The 17,896-nt window shown below is 43.4% G+C and carries 18 protein-coding genes; 5 read left to right on the forward strand and 13 right to left on the reverse strand.

Annotated features, from left to right (window positions below):
- Positions 1 to 711, reverse strand: a complete 711-nt coding sequence (locus ON006_RS26295) for a hypothetical protein (protein WP_244824213.1) — start codon at positions 709 to 711, stop codon at positions 1 to 3.
- Positions 712 to 1,054: 343 nt separating this feature from the next.
- On the opposite strand from ON006_RS26295, the gene ON006_RS32370 reads away from it, so the two are divergent.
- A complete protein-coding gene (locus ON006_RS32370) occupies positions 1,055 to 1,462 on the forward strand; it encodes a very short patch repair endonuclease (RefSeq protein WP_374760243.1) in 408 nt (135 codons plus the stop codon).
- 147 nt (positions 1,463 to 1,609) lie between these two features.
- Here ON006_RS32370 and ON006_RS26300 read toward each other — a convergent pair whose 3' ends face one another.
- Positions 1,610 to 2,755: a DNA cytosine methyltransferase gene (locus ON006_RS26300; protein ID WP_244824214.1), complete on the reverse strand. Its 1,146-nt coding sequence runs from the start codon at positions 2,753 to 2,755 to the stop codon at positions 1,610 to 1,612.
- Positions 2,756 to 2,893: 138 nt separating this feature from the next.
- On the opposite strand from ON006_RS26300, the gene ON006_RS26305 reads away from it, so the two are divergent.
- A complete protein-coding gene (locus tag ON006_RS26305) occupies positions 2,894 to 3,889 on the forward strand; it encodes a hypothetical protein (protein WP_244824215.1) in 996 nt (331 codons plus the stop codon).
- Between the two features lie 277 nt (positions 3,890 to 4,166).
- On the opposite strand, the gene ON006_RS26310 is transcribed toward ON006_RS26305, so the two are convergent.
- Positions 4,167 to 4,577 carry a helix-turn-helix domain-containing protein gene (locus tag ON006_RS26310; RefSeq protein ID WP_244824216.1) on the reverse strand — a complete coding sequence of 137 codons (411 nt, stop codon included), beginning with the start codon at positions 4,575 to 4,577 and terminating at the stop codon, positions 4,167 to 4,169.
- Between the two features lie 140 nt (positions 4,578 to 4,717).
- Between ON006_RS26310 and ON006_RS26315 the strand changes: the two genes are divergently transcribed.
- The 3 genes from ON006_RS26315 (at position 4,718) to ON006_RS26325 (ending at position 7,808) form a co-directional block, all read left to right on the forward strand.
- The gene (locus tag ON006_RS26315; RefSeq protein WP_244824217.1) at positions 4,718 to 6,145 is read left to right on the forward strand and encodes a HEPN domain-containing protein; all 1,428 of its coding nucleotides are present in this window, start codon (positions 4,718 to 4,720) and stop codon (positions 6,143 to 6,145) included.
- Positions 6,146 to 6,443: 298 nt separating this feature from the next.
- A complete protein-coding gene (locus ON006_RS26320) occupies positions 6,444 to 6,803 on the forward strand; it encodes a type II toxin-antitoxin system PemK/MazF family toxin (RefSeq protein ID WP_244824218.1) in 360 nt (119 codons plus the stop codon).
- A gap of 117 nt (positions 6,804 to 6,920) precedes the next feature.
- A complete protein-coding gene (locus ON006_RS26325; protein ID WP_244824219.1) occupies positions 6,921 to 7,808 on the forward strand; it encodes an NYN domain-containing protein in 888 nt (295 codons plus the stop codon).
- A 37-nt stretch (positions 7,809 to 7,845) separates the two neighbouring features.
- Here the strand turns inward: ON006_RS26325 and ON006_RS26330 are convergent, their stop codons facing one another.
- From ON006_RS26330 to ON006_RS26375, 10 genes are all read right to left on the reverse strand, one after another.
- On the reverse strand, positions 7,846 to 8,811 hold the full coding sequence (locus ON006_RS26330) for a DUF5712 family protein (protein ID WP_244824220.1): 966 nt from the start codon (positions 8,809 to 8,811) through the stop codon (positions 7,846 to 7,848).
- Positions 8,812 to 8,836: 25 nt separating this feature from the next.
- Complete coding sequence (locus ON006_RS26335) at positions 8,837 to 9,388, reverse strand: BfmA/BtgA family mobilization protein (RefSeq protein ID WP_244824221.1); 552 nt, start codon at positions 9,386 to 9,388, stop codon at positions 8,837 to 8,839.
- A gap of 282 nt (positions 9,389 to 9,670) precedes the next feature.
- A complete protein-coding gene (locus ON006_RS26340) occupies positions 9,671 to 10,597 on the reverse strand; it encodes a DUF8464 domain-containing protein (RefSeq protein ID WP_244824222.1) in 927 nt (308 codons plus the stop codon).
- A 220-nt stretch (positions 10,598 to 10,817) separates the two neighbouring features.
- Positions 10,818 to 12,026, reverse strand: a complete 1,209-nt coding sequence (locus ON006_RS26345; RefSeq protein ID WP_244824223.1) for a primase-helicase family protein — start codon at positions 12,024 to 12,026, stop codon at positions 10,818 to 10,820.
- On the reverse strand, positions 12,023 to 12,307 hold the full coding sequence (locus ON006_RS26350; RefSeq protein ID WP_244824224.1) for a helix-turn-helix domain-containing protein: 285 nt from the start codon (positions 12,305 to 12,307) through the stop codon (positions 12,023 to 12,025). Before ON006_RS26350 ends, ON006_RS26345 begins: the two co-directional genes overlap by 4 nt.
- A 214-nt stretch (positions 12,308 to 12,521) precedes the next feature.
- Positions 12,522 to 13,541: a hypothetical protein gene (locus ON006_RS26355; RefSeq protein WP_244824225.1), complete on the reverse strand. Its 1,020-nt coding sequence runs from the start codon at positions 13,539 to 13,541 to the stop codon at positions 12,522 to 12,524.
- 121 nt (positions 13,542 to 13,662) lie between these two features.
- Entirely contained in the window at positions 13,663 to 14,430 is a 768-nt protein-coding gene (locus tag ON006_RS26360) for a hypothetical protein (RefSeq protein ID WP_244824226.1), read from the reverse strand.
- Positions 14,431 to 14,465: 35 nt separating this feature from the next.
- Positions 14,466 to 15,749 carry a site-specific integrase gene (locus ON006_RS26365; RefSeq protein WP_244824227.1) on the reverse strand — a complete coding sequence of 428 codons (1,284 nt, stop codon included), beginning with the start codon at positions 15,747 to 15,749 and terminating at the stop codon, positions 14,466 to 14,468.
- A 396-nt stretch (positions 15,750 to 16,145) separates the two neighbouring features.
- A complete protein-coding gene (locus ON006_RS26370; protein WP_244824228.1) occupies positions 16,146 to 17,276 on the reverse strand; it encodes a Fic family protein in 1,131 nt (376 codons plus the stop codon).
- A gap of 207 nt (positions 17,277 to 17,483) precedes the next feature.
- Positions 17,484 to 17,714, reverse strand: coding sequence for a helix-turn-helix transcriptional regulator (locus ON006_RS26375; RefSeq protein WP_244824229.1), 231 nt, complete (start codon positions 17,712 to 17,714; stop codon positions 17,484 to 17,486).
- Between the last annotated feature and the right edge of the window lie 182 nt (positions 17,715 to 17,896).

Here is a 17,896-nt window from a genome sequence, read left to right on the forward strand (position 1 = left end):
TTACTGACCTGACCAATATACTTCTGTTGCCAAATAATCACGGATCACTGTGCGCACTCTTACTCCAAAGTCTTGAACTACGCTATAGCGATAAACACCTTTTTGTACTATGACCCATCCTTCTTGCAAATCTAGCTGGCCAACCAATCTTTGCAAGATTCTACTTCCTACTTCCGGCCAGAAAAAGCTAGATGTTTCCTCGAAATTTCTGCGTTGAAAATGGTCCAGGAGCTCTAACGGACATGCCCTAACATAGTTCGGTTCACTAGCGGTACTTAGTCCGAGTTCATGAAATGCATGCCCTCGCGCGTTTTTAAGTATCACATTATTGATCCGTCTCCACTCGGGATTCCAAAGAATTCGAGTTTCTCCATTATGAATTGCTTCAGAGCGGGCATCTTCAATTCTTGTCCTGAGACTAGGATTTCTGACTAGCGCTCGACCCACGCTTTTAACTTCTTGCTTACTAGGGTCGGTTGTGCCAGAAAGCAGGCAACTCAAGAAGGAAATAAAGTACTCCTCATCGAACGAAAATCCAGAATTACATTTTATACAGACTTGTACCTTCGGCAAGTACGCAGGTAGAGGGCGCTCTAAAATGGACCGTGAAGGGACATGATCATGATTGGATTCACTATCCTCAATGGTGCTGCCACAATAGATGCAGCCGGCATTAAGGCGTTCATCAGAATAGTCTTGAATATCTGTCATTACCAACGCAAATGGATATTGCAGTCACTTTTATCAATTGCTCACTAACGAAGTACTTAGCTTAGAACTCGGTAAACTAATAGTGCTGAGGCAGTCGCGCAGGTTTTCATTCGTACGCTGTGATTGGTGCCGGGGCGAACCGACAAATAAAAAGTAGGAAAGCGACTTCATTCTTTGAGGGTTAAGTTGTTGAATGCAACATACTAAAAATCCAACTAATTCCACAAAAATTTAATCTGTCTTGCTTCTCCGGTAAGTAGAAAGGGATCTGAGCGCAACGAAATATTTACCAACAATGTTTATACGGGGGAATGGCAAGCAATTGAAATGGCAAACAATTGATATGGATAGGCTTACAAGGGAACAGAGAAGTGCTTTAATGTCAAAAGTTAAGTCAAAGCATACGTCGATCGAACTTTTCGTCCGGAAACAACTTTGGAGCGCTGGATTCAGATACCGCCTACATGTAAAAAAGTTGCCCGGAACTCCTGACCTTGTTTTTAAAGGGAGGAAAAAGGTGATATTTGTTCACGGTTGCTTTTGGCATGGGCATCCATGTAGACGTCTTCCTAAAACCCGTGTTGCTTTTTGGGAGGAAAAAATTGCCAGAAACGTCTCAAGAGACGAAGAGAATATTAAAAAATTAACATCACTGGGATGGTCAATCTTAGTAGTTTGGGAGTGTGAGCTTCGAGATCCAAATTTTATAAATAATGTCGCACGCTTTATAAATGAACCTTCGCATACTTAATTTAACCCGACAAGCGAGCGACGATGTTGATTGGTATGCCAAACTTATTTAGCCTTGGTCCGGTCTGCGAACTGATTCTTTCGGACCAAGGTGACGCTATCCGCGGAACATTGGTCAAAGAATGCTCCGCGGGCAGCTTTTACGATATTATCTAAGACACTCTCTGACTGCCTTGGAAATATGCCAACCTAGAATCGGTGGCACCGCATTACCCACTTGTCTTTCGGTCTCACGTAGGCCCCCTTCAAATATGAATTTATCGGGGAAGCTTTGAAATCTTGCAGCTTCTCGCATCGAGATTCGCCTAGGTTCAGAATAATGAAACTGAATATTTCCGTGGCATTCTGCTCGCATTGTGTAACCGGGCCTATCTGCTTTTAGGCGTCTATTACCTTGTTCGCCGCTCACATTTGCCAAACTCCAAATATGGTTGTTGTTTAAATTTTTAGGTTCACTTTCCAAATCTCCAATCGCTTCCTTCGCGGTCATCCAAGTAGCGGCATCTCTTACTGGTTTGGGTGGTGTAAATTCCCTTACATCATGCCTTGTACCGACAATAAATACTCTTTCCCTGGTCTGCGGAACTCCGTAGTCGGCAGCATTATATAGTTGATAGTTAATGTTATATCCTAACTTCCCGAAGTCTGTCAGGACTTGTTCCAAAGACTGTTGGTTATATTTCATCAACAGTCCTTTAACATTCTCAGCTACAAACACCTTTGGCTTTACCTGATCAATTATTTCGACCATTGCCTTGTATAGGCCGCTTCGAGCTCCGTTAGCACCTGCACGTTTACCATTAACTGAAATATCTTGGCATGGAAAACCGCCAATCACAACGTCGGCGGACTTAGGTACTCTTTCCATCATATCCCAAATGTTGCCGCATTGGATGTCATGCCCAAAGTTCTTCACATAAGTGGCACAAGCTGCACGATTAAGGTCGTTAGCCCAAAGTATGTCAAAATCGTTCTTGGGATACTTTGTTCCGAAAATTTCGAAATCTCCACGAAAGCCTAGATCAAGGCCACCACAGCCTGAAAAAAGGGATATAACCTTGAAGGTCGATGACTTAGATTGTTTTTTTGTCGTGATAATTCGTTCGGGAGTGCTAGGTAATGTTGGAGTTGAATCCATACTATGCTTAAAATCAGCGATATAATGTGCGGCTTCTCTGACAAACCATTCTTTCATCGTATCTCCGGATTGTGCCAACGTGTCGTAAAGATTTAGTTTCAGGTTTGGATCTACCTCGAGGACGATCCGTCCCGAGTTCCTACTGTAGTTTTTCATGTTGGCAAAAATAAACGTATGTTACATATTTTGCGCATTTTGCGTAAATTTTTTTTGACTAATGTTTACCGAAGTAACATAGCTCCTGGCGAAATCATTAATTTCGCATCCTTATTTTTACCCTTCATGAAAATATAAATGACTGTTGACGAGTTCGAAGAAATGCTGCGGGTAGTTTGTGCCAACTTGACTAAGGAGGTGCGAATTAACGGGATATACAAGACATCTTCCGAATTCGAACTTAGGGTTCGAGAGGAATTCAATGTATACCTGGCAAATACAGATGTAAAAGTGGATTTTGACCCGCACCCATACATCTTCCCAGATATTGTTCTCGGTGAATTTGGAGTTGAAGTTAAATATACGGCGAATAACACATGGCGAAGTGTCGCGAACAGCATTTTCGAGAGCACAAGGAGCAATGCCGTAAAACACATCTATTTGTTATTCGGTAAGATGGGCGGAACTGCCGCTGTTGACTGGGGAAAGTACGATGATTGCGTGATTCATGTGAGAACGTCTCACCTGCCGAGATTTGAAGTTGAAATAAATCCCAAAAAATCCCTATTTAGTATCATGGGGTTGTCATATGAGCAATTTCTTCATTTGCCTATTTCGGAGAAGATGATTCATGTTCGTAAATATGCGCGAGCAAGATTAAAGGAAGGTGAGCGGCTTTGGTGGCTGGAGGATAATGACGAAACAAGTCACTCACTTCCACTCCAAGTCAGGCTCTATATGAGATTGTCACAAGAGGAAAAGCGAAAGCTAAGGGGTGAGGCAGCGTTATTGTGCCCACAGATAGTGAAACCTTCTAGGTCGAAAGGGAAATACGACGATGCATCAATATATCTATTAACATATCATGGAGTCCTTTGCTCGCAGGCGCGAGATTTATTTAGTGCTGGAAGCGTTGCTTTAAGAACTGACGGAAGCCGTGGCGGAAATTATCTCGAGCGTGCGCTTCAAGATATTGAGAAGGAAATGAGAGCCGCTGCAAATCGGCTTGATGATCGCCTTTTTGTCGAATATTGGGGACAATCCGTCCCTCCAGGCGAACGAATTCGGGAGTGGCTAAAACGAGCTGACGAGTTTGCGGTAACTTGGAAGCCCTCAGACACACTTTTTCTGTAAGGTGCATTACCCTCGTATACATCCCAGGACGAAATTTTCGAGATTACGGTCAATTGTTTATTACCGCCTTTTCATAGCGTTAATCCCATTCTTTATTTTATGTAAACTTTGGCGGATATTTTGAATGACAATGATTTTTTTCCGCCAATGCTGTTCTTGAAGTAGTGGCAATTAAGCCATGTTGCGCTCCTACGAACTCCGCATCTGCATAAAGTGAATTTCAAGGAGATATTCCTGTCAAAAATCAAAACACGGAAATTAAGCAGCGTTTTGACTTTCAGTCTCTGTTTCTTAAAAGTTCTATTTTTTCTCGTTCACTTTCAAGCAAGCGCTCGTAGAGCTTCTTATTCTCCTCAAACACTTCTATGAGTTTATCGATCGGGTTAAAAGTACAATGCTGAAAAATGCCAATAGTGCCGGAGCTTGCATTTGCCCCTTCATAGTTGTTCTGAATATAATTGAACACAGCATCTTCATTAAAATTCTTAATTCCTTCTGACGATACACCAAGGATCTTACTGATTTGTTCCAGCAACTCTTCATCAACTGTTTCGCTCTGCTCTATCTTAGATACCGTTTGCTGACTGACGTTCAGTTCGTGGGCAAGCGACTCTTGTTTCCACCCGCGGAGTTCACGGATGCGCCCAATTTTGTGACCAATGTGGTTAGGTTTTGTTGCTGTGCTCATGGTTACAAATAAAGGAAATATCCAGACGAACTTCAATACGCTGTGTGAAGTGTTTTACAATGTTTCTTTGGTGGGATACAACCACCGATGGTTCGCTACCCCGCGCCTCGACCTCTTTTTTGCTCTAAAAAGACAAGCCAATGGAGACTGTAAATTTGACAACAAACGATAACCAAAGTTCGAACGAGCAGAAACTTGCGGATGCCCGAGAATTGATCGCAGAATTTTTTCACGCGACCGATCTGGAATTTATACGTGTTGAACTGTGGCAATTCCTGAAAGCGGTAACCACCGAAAAGCCCTTTTACTTTCTGGGCGATCCGTCTACGGTGCTTTGCCTGGAAAGGCATTTGCAAAAGATTATTAAGGTATGCAGACTGCTGTTAGATGTTGCCGAAGACGATGGGATCGACCTTGACACCGGCAATTTTCAGCCTTTCAGTCATGCGCAAATTGAAGCTGACAGGAAGTATATAGGTAATGTTCGGGAGCTCAACGACCGATATGGTGGCATGATCCACAGGTTGTCGCTCGCTGAGACCGAGCAGCCGCTTTTGGCAATTAAGCGAGTCTTTGAGATTTACAGCTATGACCAGTGGCAAGAGATTCTGGAAGACTGGGTAGAATACGCATTAAGCAAAGTGAGTATCTGCGAAGCGACCGGCGAATGTGCTGAAATCATCCAGTACGAGTTATTGGAATCGCTTCTTGAAGCCATTTACCTGATTTCAAGAAGCGATCAGGGAATTCCGTATCAGAAACGCCGCCTTGGAAAAGTAGCTGGCGGCAAGGCGATCATCGAACTGCTAATTGCAGCGCTTGACCCGCTACTAATATTTGAGGTAAAGCATCCGACGCCGGAACTAATAGAGCAGAAGCCATATAGGGAATTACTGATTGTGTTTGCCGATGATAATCAAAAACCCTTCAAAGAGTATCAGCCAATAGTTGAGCTATCCAGCGTGGGCGATGAAAAGCTCTGCTGTTCAGTTCACAAATTATCGAATATTCATCATGCACTTATTAGTGGGCAAGTATATTTCTTGTTGGCATGCACCAATAATAATCTGGTCTACCAAAGAAGCGTTTCACCTTTGCCGAAAGTACTCCCGGAAACACTGGGACAATTGATGAAGCAATCAAGACAGGCTTTTACAACCGGAAAAGACAAAGCCAGAAAATTCTTTGAGGGGGCAGAGTATTATCGGCAAAAAGGTGAGCTTGCACTATCAATGTTTATGCTTCAACAAACCAGCGAAACCACATTCCGCACCATTGCCCTATCGCTGTATGGAAGGGAAAAGCGAACACATTCGATAAGGTCGCTTAAAAGGTTCAACCATAGGTTAGCTCCTCAATTGAATGACATCTTTCCTGGTGGTTCGCCGGATGAAGAAAGGCTTTTACAGCTCATTGAAGATGCGTACTCCGGGGGTAGGTATAATTTCCAATATGAAATCAGCGTTCCGGACTACGAAGAGATGTTCTTTCGGGTGTCTCGTTTACAAGAATTAGCAGTATTCGCATTTGAGGAGAGAATGCGAGTCATATTGATCTCGATGAGTTAGTGCCGAGGTGTCGTGTGCAGCTGTTTTGAGTAGGCGTGTATCATGAATGACAACGCCACCTATGTCTGGACTGGTCCTGGAATCCCGATTTACTCGGGAGGGCGGTCTTATCGGATCAGTCTCTATTCAGCATACTTGTTGGGAACCTGCGGTCAGATTCCCTTCCAGGTTTACAGCTTTTGTACAACGAGAAAATTTCAAAAAAATGTTACATTTGCACCGAGATAGGTGCGCTATCTCGTAGGTTCTTTGAAATACGGGGGTTAGTAGAAAACATTGGTTTAACAATCGTTAGACAATGAGTATAGAAATATTCAAAATTGGAGACATTTGTCTCGTTAAATTACCAAAATGTGGTAAGTACTGTTTACATGGGTTGCATAAGTGCGTTATATGTGGGCGAAGCGGCAGCAACTATGTCGTTGCGCCGATATCATCAAATAGAAAAGAGTTAAAGTTATGTGAGTACCCAGTTGAGGCTGGCAGATGCGGGATGGCCTGGGACTCAAAGATTAAGCTAGATCAGATTAGACCAGTTAGTGCGGAACTTGTCTTGAAGAGGGACCAGAATCGAGCTGACGAAGGTATGTTAAAAGCGATAAGTAATTATTTAAAGAAAGAAGCGGAGGAGATAGAAAATTTCAGAACTGCTGCATGATAACTGCGCATAGTATAATAAAAGATAGAATAAATATAAAATAATTTACAGCTACACCTATGTTCTTCCAGCTGACTCCCGTGTCTTAGGGCCTTTCAACGAGGCTAACGAAATAAAATGGAAGATAAATTAGTTAGGATAGGAGTTTTCTACGATGGGAATTATTTCCTACAAGTGAGCAATTACTACGCTTACGGTCATCCCCGCAAAAGACGTCTTAGTATTTCTGGTTTGCACGACTTTATACGTCACCAAGTTGCTCAAGAAGAGGCAACTGACACGCGGCTATGTCATATAGTTGATAGTCATTATTTTAGGGGAAGGCTTAGCGCAGTTGAAGCAAGCCAGAGAGCGGATACGCTGTACAATGATCGTGTATTTGACGATATTTTGATGTCCGAAGGCGTAACCACTCATTATTTACCCTTGAAGACAAGCTTCGAAGGCTATAAGCAAGAGAAGGGTATCGACGTATGGTTGGCACTGGAGGCATATGAACTCTCCTTTTATAAGAGATTTAACGTTCTCGTGCTGATCGCTGCCGATGGTGATTATGTCCCATTAGTCCGCAAATTGAATACTCTTGGAATTCGGGTAATGTTGCTTGGATGGGATTTCGAGTACGCGTCCGACACGGGGCAACGTTTCACGACAAGGACTTCTCAGGACTTGTTAGAGGAAGCGACTTTTCCTATTCAGATGAGTGCAATAATAGATGATCGCGTAAAGCGGAATGATCCTATCGTCAACAGCCTATTTGTGCAAACAGAGAGCAAGAAAGCCAAAGATGATGTAGCGAAGGTGCCGGATCAAAACGTTAGCGAAATTATCGCGTTGAAGAATGGATTCGGTTTTATCAAAAATCCGCCTAACAACCTTTTCTTTCACCACTCAAGTGTGGTTAATGCCGATTTCAATGATCTCAAGGTTGGTGATAGAGTCCGATTTGCTATTGAAAAAAATCAAAATGGGGAGGACATTGCCAAAAATGTCTATGTGATGTAAATGTACGATGTTGAGGGGTCGTGTTAGCAGTATATTTTCAGTGTGTAATCTGTTGACTCTGCGATTTTTTCTTTCCTTTTTTCCTCAGATGTTCAGGAATATGATCAGCGCCGGCTGTATAGGACGGCTCCAACATTATTTTTAGGAAATCCGCTGCTGATTTGCCGGTTTCGGCCAGCATATCGGCCGTGTTAGCGAACAAGCGATGGCAAACAGCCTGCGCCAGCTCGTTGGCCACTGATCTGCTCTGGTGATTTCGTGAAGCAGCCTTGGTCAGTACCGTCAGCTGTTCCCGCTGCGTCAGCTTGCCGTTTTTCTGGATATTGGCGTAAGCAAGTGTCTCTTTAAGCTGCCTGTCAAACCCGAACATGCTATCAAAAAGGCTTTCGCCGCTTTGTTTGAAAGCGATCCGGTCGAACTGGCCCATTTTTTTAGAGTGCTCCGCATTTTTTCCCCGCGAGGTATTCATTGGGCTGAGCTTGACTTTGTTTGTAGCATCTTTCCTGCTGACAATGACCTGTACGTGCATCTGCTCGCCATCCTTGCGCTCGCCCCGTTTTCTGATCCCTTGCTTGACCTCGGCATCGTTGTGGCCATAGTAACGGTAGTTTTCCAGTTTGGCAAACCAAACCAGGTCTTGATGACTGGTAATGCCGTCGCGGTTAAAGTTCTTAGCGTAGGCATCCATCACAGTAGCAGCAAATTCTTTCATTTGTTCTTTCGCACCATCTTCACCGTACTGCTTTTTCAGGAATGCGGTCTCCTTCTGGCTCGGGCTTATATTGACTAGAAAAAACTTGGCATCGGTCTTGCCGAGCTTGGCAATATTGTTATCGATCTTGCTAACGACCTCATAAGGGCGGATTCCGGCGCGCTGTCCGTTAAACCAGTGTTCTATTTTTTGCTTTTGGTCAAGTCGGTTCTCTTTTTCCAGGTAATGTACCAGTCCGCTGCTACTACCCTTATTGTTAGCTTCCTTGCTGTCGGTGATGTTGATAAACATAGCTGTTAACTGTTTTGTGCAATACTTATAATAAATTGACCTGCATTTTAGTGGCAGCGATCAGCTCTTCCTTCTCTCTACCAGGCGTCATCATGCCGAACGAATCCCTGGACTTGATATAGCTGTCCAGGATAAAGAGGAACTGCGCTTTCAAGAGCTCCTTGCTCCGCTGGTTTTTCCTAATCGCCTCCATCAGCGCGTCGGTTTCCCTGAACCGGCGCACCAGGTCGTTCTGGCCGTTGAGAAGATCTGCATTAGCTTTGGCCACTTGGCTGTTAAACCGCTGAACGATCTCATCCTGCGATTCAGCTACCCGCTCCATTTCGGTCTTGATCGGGATTAACAGCATCTCTTCCTGCTTTCGGATAAAACCGATGTAATCTTTGTGGCTTTTCATCAGCGCATTCTTCAAAAGTTCATCATTCAGGTCTGAGGGATCTTTCTTGCTTTTATAGAAATAGTCCACCATCTGGATGAAGACCTGCCGTTTTGTTCGCCCCAGTTTAAGGGCGATCTTTTCAAATTTTTCATCGACGAAGACGGGGTACCTGACCGATTTTACATTGATATCCTCCATTGTTGGCTTTGTTTGATGGCAAAAGGCCGGATAGGCCCAAATGCCTTAATTTATGTAGCAAGGATACCCTTTGGTATCCTGTTTTCTTTTCTTTCACAGCGTAAACACAGTGGCGTATCCCCGGAGGATACGCAAAACCCCATTTGCAGCGCAAATGGCAAGCAAAGTAGGGCTCTGCCCAACTTCCGCTTGCTCCTTTTCTTTGGCAAGAAAAGGACAAGGTTGGCAGCTATCGCCGCCATCTGATCTGTGGGCGGTTTGAGGAACAGCTCAAAGTAAAACTTACATGCGCAAGCCCCGTGACCTTTTTAGCTCCTGTTGCCGGATCTGTTTTTCAGACTCTTTGCCTGCAATCAGCATTTGGTTCAAGTCCTTGTAATTTTGATAAATCCCCGAAGCATCAACAAAGTTGATCCCGGCATGCTCGAACTTTTCCATCAGCCTATTACCGGCAGCATCGTGGTCTGGGTACACGAAAACCGTGCGGTAATTTCTGAGGATATCCATGCTGCGCTCTGCCAAATTCACCGAGTTCAAAACGACAAAGTCGCTTCTTACGGGCTCCGGTTTTCGCAAGGTGAGAAGGGAGAGAAAATCGGTGAAGCCTTCAAGCACGCAGACTGATTTGTGACCTTGTTCGATATGGGTTATATCCTTTGGTGATGAGCTGCCTTTGAAGTACTCATTTCTGAGCTCATAGCCGCCGGATCGGTTTTCAAAGCCCACCGCGAAATAGTTTCTGTCGCCCACCTGATAGTACACCTCTCGGCAATGCGATTTGGCAATATCCAGATCGACGTGCCGTGATTCCAGGTATCGGGTGATAGCCGGATTGTTGCCTAAATCCTTTGTGCCGGTAATCTGGATAGCAGGCTGATCAGGCGCCTGTGTAACGTCCCGGCGCATATGCGAACCGGTCTCTTTGAAATGTTGCGGTTGAAAAGAAAAAAATCCGGAACCTAGTTTTTCGAGGAGTGCTTTTGTATCGCAACGGAAAAGCGCCCGGCCAAGGTCGATAATATCTCCTCCCTGACCGTTTCCGTGATCATAATACATGTTCAGCTTGGCGTTGACCTTGAAGGAAGGGGTCTTTTCCTCCCGGAATGGAGAGATATACCAATGGTCTTGTCCGCGGACATAACTGGGATGGATATGGCAGTGTTTCAAGAGCTCCACAATAGGGATCTCTCTGGCTTGCTCGCAAGTCATAATTTTACTGGGGTTAAAAGTTGAAAAAATTGATGAATTGATACGGAAGGCTTCTAACTTTTTGTATTTCAGCCGCTTATGCCCGCATCAAAAGAGCATCAAAATGCATCGGGGCTTGCATCGCTATTTTGGGTTTGATGCGCGTTGATGCGGATTTTGATGCGCTGTAATTATTTATTAATCAATTAATTAAATATGATGCGCATCAAATCATCAAAAATCAGGGCAATTCGTTGAGCTCATTTATGCGCTCTCGGGAGAGGGTGTAGTACCTGCCTTTCCCGGTCTGTTCGAAGACAGTACCATCGGTCACAAACCGGTATAGCGGGTATGCAAGCGAGTTACTTGCAGGGCTCAATTTCCACGCACTTTGCAAAATTCGCTTGATCTGAGAGACGTCTTTGAAACGGATGTGCTTTTTGTTGAGCCAATCCTGGACATCCCCGGTACAGAACCGGATTTCATCCAGGTCCTTTTCATCGGCGATCGTCAGCAGGATATGGGCGATCTCTACTTCCAGCTTGTTGCGGTTCTGATTGAGCAGTCTCTTCAATGCCGGCGTCGAGATTTGCTCTGCGGTAAACCACATGCGCGTTTTACTCGGGTGAACAAAGTCCCGACTTACCAGAAAATGCAGAAAGGACGGGATCTGCGCTCGCAGCTCGGCAAGCAGATGGTGATCCTCCGATTTGAGTGGCGGCACCTTTCTGACCCAGTACCGGATCTCTCCTGGCTCAGCGATGATGAAGTGGTCCTCGTTGTTGCTGCAAAGTATGAACTTGCCAAAGAACTCGACCTCCTGCCGGTCGAAGCCCTTCGCTTCCACCTTATAGAACCGGGCCGTGCTCAGGTTCTTGATCCTTTCGGAATCCTCCTTTCTGTCCAGAAACGTTTCGTCCACGCCGATAACGAGCTTCTGGGCCCACTCGATGTTGAAGTTGGAGCGGAAGTCCTCATTGCTGTTGATGGTCATGTTTTCTCCGAAGATAGACTTGACAAAATGTAGGAATGTGGTCTTTCCCGTTCCGCGCTCTTCACTAACCAGGCACAGGATCGGAAGGATCTGTGTCGGGCGTTCGAGCAGGATTTTGAAGTAATCGTAGCCCATTTCGATCTGCTCTCCGAAAATATGGGTCAGGAACTGAAAGATCGTCGATGCGTCCCCTTGGCGGGCGACGTGCTGGAATGGCTGGTAGCGGTTGTAAAACCCGCCCACTTTTTGCTGATAGTCCAGATGGCTCGGCACGAAACAGAAGCCGTCGTAGCAATCCACCCGGTCTTTCAGATAGTCTCGGCTGTGATCCAATCGGATGCACTCCGCTGACCAGGGGATCAATGAGGATATTGTGTCGCCGGAAGACAAAGGGCGCAGCACCTTCTTGAAGTAGCTGGTCCCTATGCGTAGGTACATTGCTTTCTCGCTCATCATCTACTTGATTTATCGGTGAAATGCTTCATGTACTCCATCACCTCAGAGAATAGAAAATAGATTCGACCATTGAGACGTCGATATGGAAGGCCTTTTTTCATCCATTCTCCAAGCGTTACGAGAGAAATGTCCAGGTCTTTGGCCATTTCCTTTCTTGTCTTCAATGGTTCATTTATGGATGATTTTTGTTGATTCGGGTCGATCGCGACGGTGATGGCGCTTAACTCTTCCCTGATAAGCATGCGGAAGGTATCAACTTCCATTAGAACGTAGTTTGGCATGGCTCAACTTGTTTTGTTTAGCACAAAGTTGGCTAGCTCAGGGTATCGAGAAAAGCTTATATTAATCTTATATTATCTTATTTAACAATCTTGAGCCGAGAGGCTCACAGGACACTGTAGCGAATCGGTGCTTGGTATATTCTGTCACTGTTGTTCATTAAACTTTCAAGCGTCGGTCAAGGCGGAAATCGATACAACCTGAGGGAATCACATTTCAATTCGCTACATCTTCCTTCTTTGTGGTGCCATCATCGTCAAACGGGCGGTCCCGAAAACTTCCGTCTTTACCCTTTAGAAAGCTGGGAATGCCCGTAGGTATCAGGAAGTTATTAACAGTCCCTCCGAAAACCTGGCTTAATAAGCGTGCGTAATCTAACGGATTCCATTCTCCGTACACATGTCCGGTAAAATCACTCTGCGTCGTTTGGATGATTTTCAACGAATTTTCGCTAATCTCGTCGAGTTCAAAGACGTATGGATCTTTAAAAATATGCTGGCGATACATACACTCTATGAAGAAATTTTTGAATTGTATTGGTGCCAAATGTTTCGTAGTAGCAGTATGAGTGAGATCTTCAAAGATATTTCTCTGTAGATCGGAGTCGGCAAGTAAAACAACAATACCTATTTCGCCGAGTCGGATGGCAACACACTGCTCCGGGACCGCATCGAAATAGTCAAAGTTCTTAGATGGCACGTCACTGGTTTTCAAATGGCAGATAAATACAGACCCAGGAAAAAAATTCTCGAAATGGATCTCCTTATCAATGCTTCTTAGTAGAAGGTGATTTAGAGCCATCAAGTTGAAGTTATTCTCTTTAACTATTCGGACCGACTCAGGGTTTTTGATATCCTCTCTAAAAAAGGTTTCCTTATACAGCCATTTGTAGAATATTAATTGGGCCCACTGATATATTCTTATTGACGATACGTTATCCCTGAAATATTCATAGCCGCCTTCGACCCCGTTACGAATTATCGCTTCTAGTTTAGAGAGATGCTCGTTGTTACAGACATTACAGCAAGGAATAACACTGCGTTTGTACTCATACATTACGCCGTTTAAAAGCTTCACTTTCTTGTCCCATAGTTGAAATTTGTTAAGAACCCATTGAGGAAAAATGTGTTCTCTGGTCGAGTTGTCGTCGTTAAGATCTCTCCCGCATAGAAAGCATACATCTGTTGATGCATATTTCCTTGTAAACCAGCTTTCGAAAGGGATGTCGGTTGTCATGTAAGGGGAATTACAGTAGTTGAATTTGCGATGTTAAATGAATCTATCGAAATACTTTCTTCAGAATGCAAGCGCGGTTGTTAGTTTAACGTTTTTTTTCAAATAGTCAGCGAAGATTTTGTCAAAAGTCGATGGTGTTCATTGTGATCGATTCATTGAAGAAAAATTTTGTAAGAGCGGCGGCCAAATAGTCAGGAATGTTGAGTTGGAGATTTTTTTCTGATGCCAGCAAAGTAGTTAGCTTTCGAATCCCATCAACCTTGTTGTCGGAAAACGGGGCAAAATATTTTAGCAGATGGGGGAGTTCTACTGTGTGTTTGTATTTTAGGACTCCAACGTTCTTTTCATCGACGACTAACCTTTGAAGTGCTAGGAATAAGAAAATCAGCTTTTTTGGATCTACCTGTGGGTTTATTTCAATTCTTGCGTTCCTAATTTCCTTTATTACATCAACAATTTCTGTCTCAATTGTACTTCTCGTAGTTGCCTCTACGTGAGCCACTAGGGCTAATCGTTCGTCCCTAACCCATTTGAGGCATCCGGAAAGAATTCGACGTTTTCGTTTGTCGGATGGCAATGGGATACCACCTTCTAACAAATCAGCGACATCGAGTACCTCATTTTCAAAAAAATTCACGAATTCATGCGGACTAGCATAAAGGCCATAATGATAATGAAGGCAATCAAGAGCCTGGTTCGTGCTTTTGTACGAAAGAATTTTGATAAAGAAGGAATTATAGTAAAGGTTCGCAGATGGCTCATCGTCAAAGCAGAGGTTGTAATTATGCTTTGGCTGCCCAATGTCGTAAACATATGGACGGATTGATATGGTGCGGTCCTCTTTGACGTCAAGTAATTGCTTTAACGCTCTCTCGATTGAATTTTTCATAATAGGAGTGTAGCAAAGTGCTCGAATGAATTGGATTAACTAGTGCTAAGTGTGTCCTGGCCTGCAATTCTGTTTTTCCACAGGTCAGCAATCTGCTGTGCATATTGACGTTTCGAAACTTTGATATACATCAAAAATGCTTTTTCGGTTTTGTGGCCTGTTATCGACATGATCGCGTAAGTGGGCGTTCCGGCGAGGTATTCATTTGTCGCAAATGATCTGCGGGCAGTGTGGCAGGTAACAAGGTCATGCTTAGGAACCTTTCTTTGCTTTCTGACACCGCCTTTAGTTTCGACGACGGGTATTTCCTCCGAAATGCCGGCGAGGACCGCGATTTCTTTTAGATAATCGTTCATGCGTTGGTTGCTTATGGAAGGCGGTAAACTGTTTGGTGTGACGCCGCGGTATTTCAGCATGATGCCTTGTGAGAATGGGTGAATAGGGATTTCGAGATAGTCCTCTGTCTTTATTGTTTTCACCCGCAAGAATAGAAGGTCAGGAGAAATATTTTCAGCCTGTATCGATGAAAGATCGGAGAATCTAAGGCCTGAGTAACAGCCAATAATAAACAAATCGCGGACTTTATCTAGTCTTGGGTTGCTGCTAAGGTCCAAATCCCTGATGGCATTGATTTCGTCAGCATTCAAATAGACAGAATAAACCTCTTTTCTTGAGGTGGTAAATCGCCTGCTTCGATATTCGAAGTTCTTATTCAAACCCCGCTCAGTTGCTTCGTTAAGGAAGAATTTCAGTATTCCGGTGTGCTTATTCATAGTATTATCATTGAACTTCCGGTCTTTGGTCATGAAATCCTTGAGTTCTAGGTAGAAGTCCAGTGTGATGTCGGAAAAGGCAATCGATTTTCTGAAGCTGGCCTTAGCAAAATCTCGTAGAAGTTTAAGGTGAGTATTGTATGTCCTGATCGTATTGATATTTTTGAACCCTTTCACTGAAGTAATGTAAGAGTCGACAAATGAGAGGAGGTCCGAAGCTTGTATTTTAGGAGTTCGCGCGGCTGGTCGAACCAGCTTTTCGAGGTCTGGTTTGATGTACTTTGGATCCAGGGGAAGTTTCTGATATAGGCGACGGTTATATAGTTCGTCCGCGTCATTTTCCCATTTCTTTAAGTTATTATTAACTTCCAGGGCGTTTGGAGCATTGCGTTTTAGCCGTTGCGTCTTGAGATCCCAGTGCTTCGGATCAACATAGCAGTTAGTGGAAACAACGACCTGTCTTGTACCGCCGTAACGCAAGTACAGGGAAATCAGGGAAACACCGGATGCATTCGGTGTTTTCAGGTAGTATTTGACCTTTGCCATTTTTGTGCCTAATTGTATACTTGTGACAATTTAGCAAAAAGTGGGCACAATGGTTTATAAAATAGTTTACAATTTTGGCTTTATCCGTCTTAATCTGATCTATCTTAAGTTATACTATTGTTTTTTATAAGACTCTGTATATCAGAAAAATACCTTACTAAATCTGACCTATACCTAGGTAAAATTTCATTCCGTCCATCACCACAACTAAAAGCCGTTACGAGCAATCGTAGCGGCTTTTTTGTTGGCCTTGAATGCGAATTTTTCAGTAGGTACTGTCTTCAAGCGATGCCAATTCTTTCTCTCACACTAAAGGTTAACTAACAAATCCCTTAATTCAGAAAATGCATAGAAAACTGAACTGATGATTTAGCTTTTTGGCTACTATTCCCGAACCTAGCGGTGCGTCGTTTTAATGATGGCAGCGTTCTCTCGGTCACGTTTCAAACTTCCCACATTTATTAGTAGAGAAATCAGATCGTCATTGAAATAATAGTTTTCCTTGCCTAACTTTTTCTTGTGTAGAAGATCTATTTCACAAAGTGAGTCCAGATACCGGGCGGCTGTTTTTCTTGCTACATTCAAATCCTTTTTCACGAACTCGATTTTGGTATATGGGTGCCGAAATAAACTATTTATCAAATCCTGACTATATACCTTTGGCAACTCTGTCCTGATCTTCTGTTTGTGACCGGTCATCAGAACCTTAATGTCTCTTATCATATCCGATGTTTGCAGGGCTGTTTGCTCGACAGCGTCCAGAATATATAAAATCCAGGGTTCCCATTGTTCTGTCTGACGAGTTTGTTGCAACAAATTATAATAGGCAGCTTTATTTTGATTAATAAACCGGCTGAGGTACAGAATAGGTAATTTGAGCAGGCCCTCTTTGACGAGGTATAGGATATTCACAATCCGGCCGGTCCGTCCATTACCGTCGTAAAAAGGGTGAATGCTTTCAAATTGATGATGGATGATTGCCATCTTTATCACCGGATCAATGTCTGAAAGACTGTCGTCGTTTATAAAATGCTCTAAGTTTCCCATGAGCGAGACGATATCTGCATGATTTTGTGGAGGCATGTAGACGACTTCGCCTGTTTGTTCATTTTTCAGGACCGTGCCAGGTACCTTTCTGAATCCGGCGTCATTTTCTTCTAGTAATGCCTGCAGTGCAATAATATTGTTGCTTGTAAGAAGGCCTGTTTGCTTTACCTGCTGATATCCTTCAAGTAATGCGTGTGCATAATTATACACTTCTTTGGCGGCAAGGCTTACAAATTGATGTGCCTGACTGTCACTACTATATAACTCGTCATGCGTTGTTACGATGTTTTCTATTGCCGAACTATCCTTAGCTTCCTGCAGTGCAAGGGTGTTAATGATAATGCGCTCATTGGGAATGCTTTCTGCAATACCATTCAAACCAGCTAAGGCTGCACGTGCAGTACTTAGCTTTTTAAGTACTGCCCTGGTTTCTATTTCACTCGAAAGAGGCAGTTTGGGTAGTCGTATCTCGCCGCTCATACTTCATGGGTCATTTTTTCAAATTTAGGGCTATTTCCCGATTAACGTGGGTCATTTTTTCGATTTTTGACTCACGTCTTGGTAAACGTGGGTCATTTTTTCAATTTTTGACCCACGTGTTAGAGAACGTGTACCTGTTTTTGGAGATAAGAGCGGACTTTCCGGCACATACAACGAATCCGTTGTGCAATGTCCTATTTGTATAATCTACTTTTGTAAAGTGAACGACGACATCGGCTCCAACAACTCTATTACGTCAATATTCAGGAAGAAAGCGATCTCGTAGAGCTCAGGAATGGACGGCTGACTATAATTAGTACACCATTTGGACACTGTCTGCGGGCTAACTTCCAAATGCTCAGCAAGAACCTTATTCTTGATCTGTTTTAGTGCAAGGTGGGCCTTGACGCGATTATATATCCTCTTTTTCGTATCCATTCAGCCAAGTTAGAAAAATCTAACAAACTGAATTAGAGTTAATTATATCTTTTAAAGTTAAATAATTAAATTTTGAGGATAAAAATATCTTTTTAGAATGATTTAAAGCTTTTAAGTTTAATTTAATTTTAATGAATAAATATCTTTTGAATTGAATGAATGCCGTTTAAGGGATTTTAATT

The organism is Dyadobacter pollutisoli (assembly GCF_026625565.1).
In the GTDB taxonomy this organism is placed as follows: domain Bacteria; phylum Bacteroidota; class Bacteroidia; order Cytophagales; family Spirosomataceae; genus Dyadobacter; species Dyadobacter pollutisoli.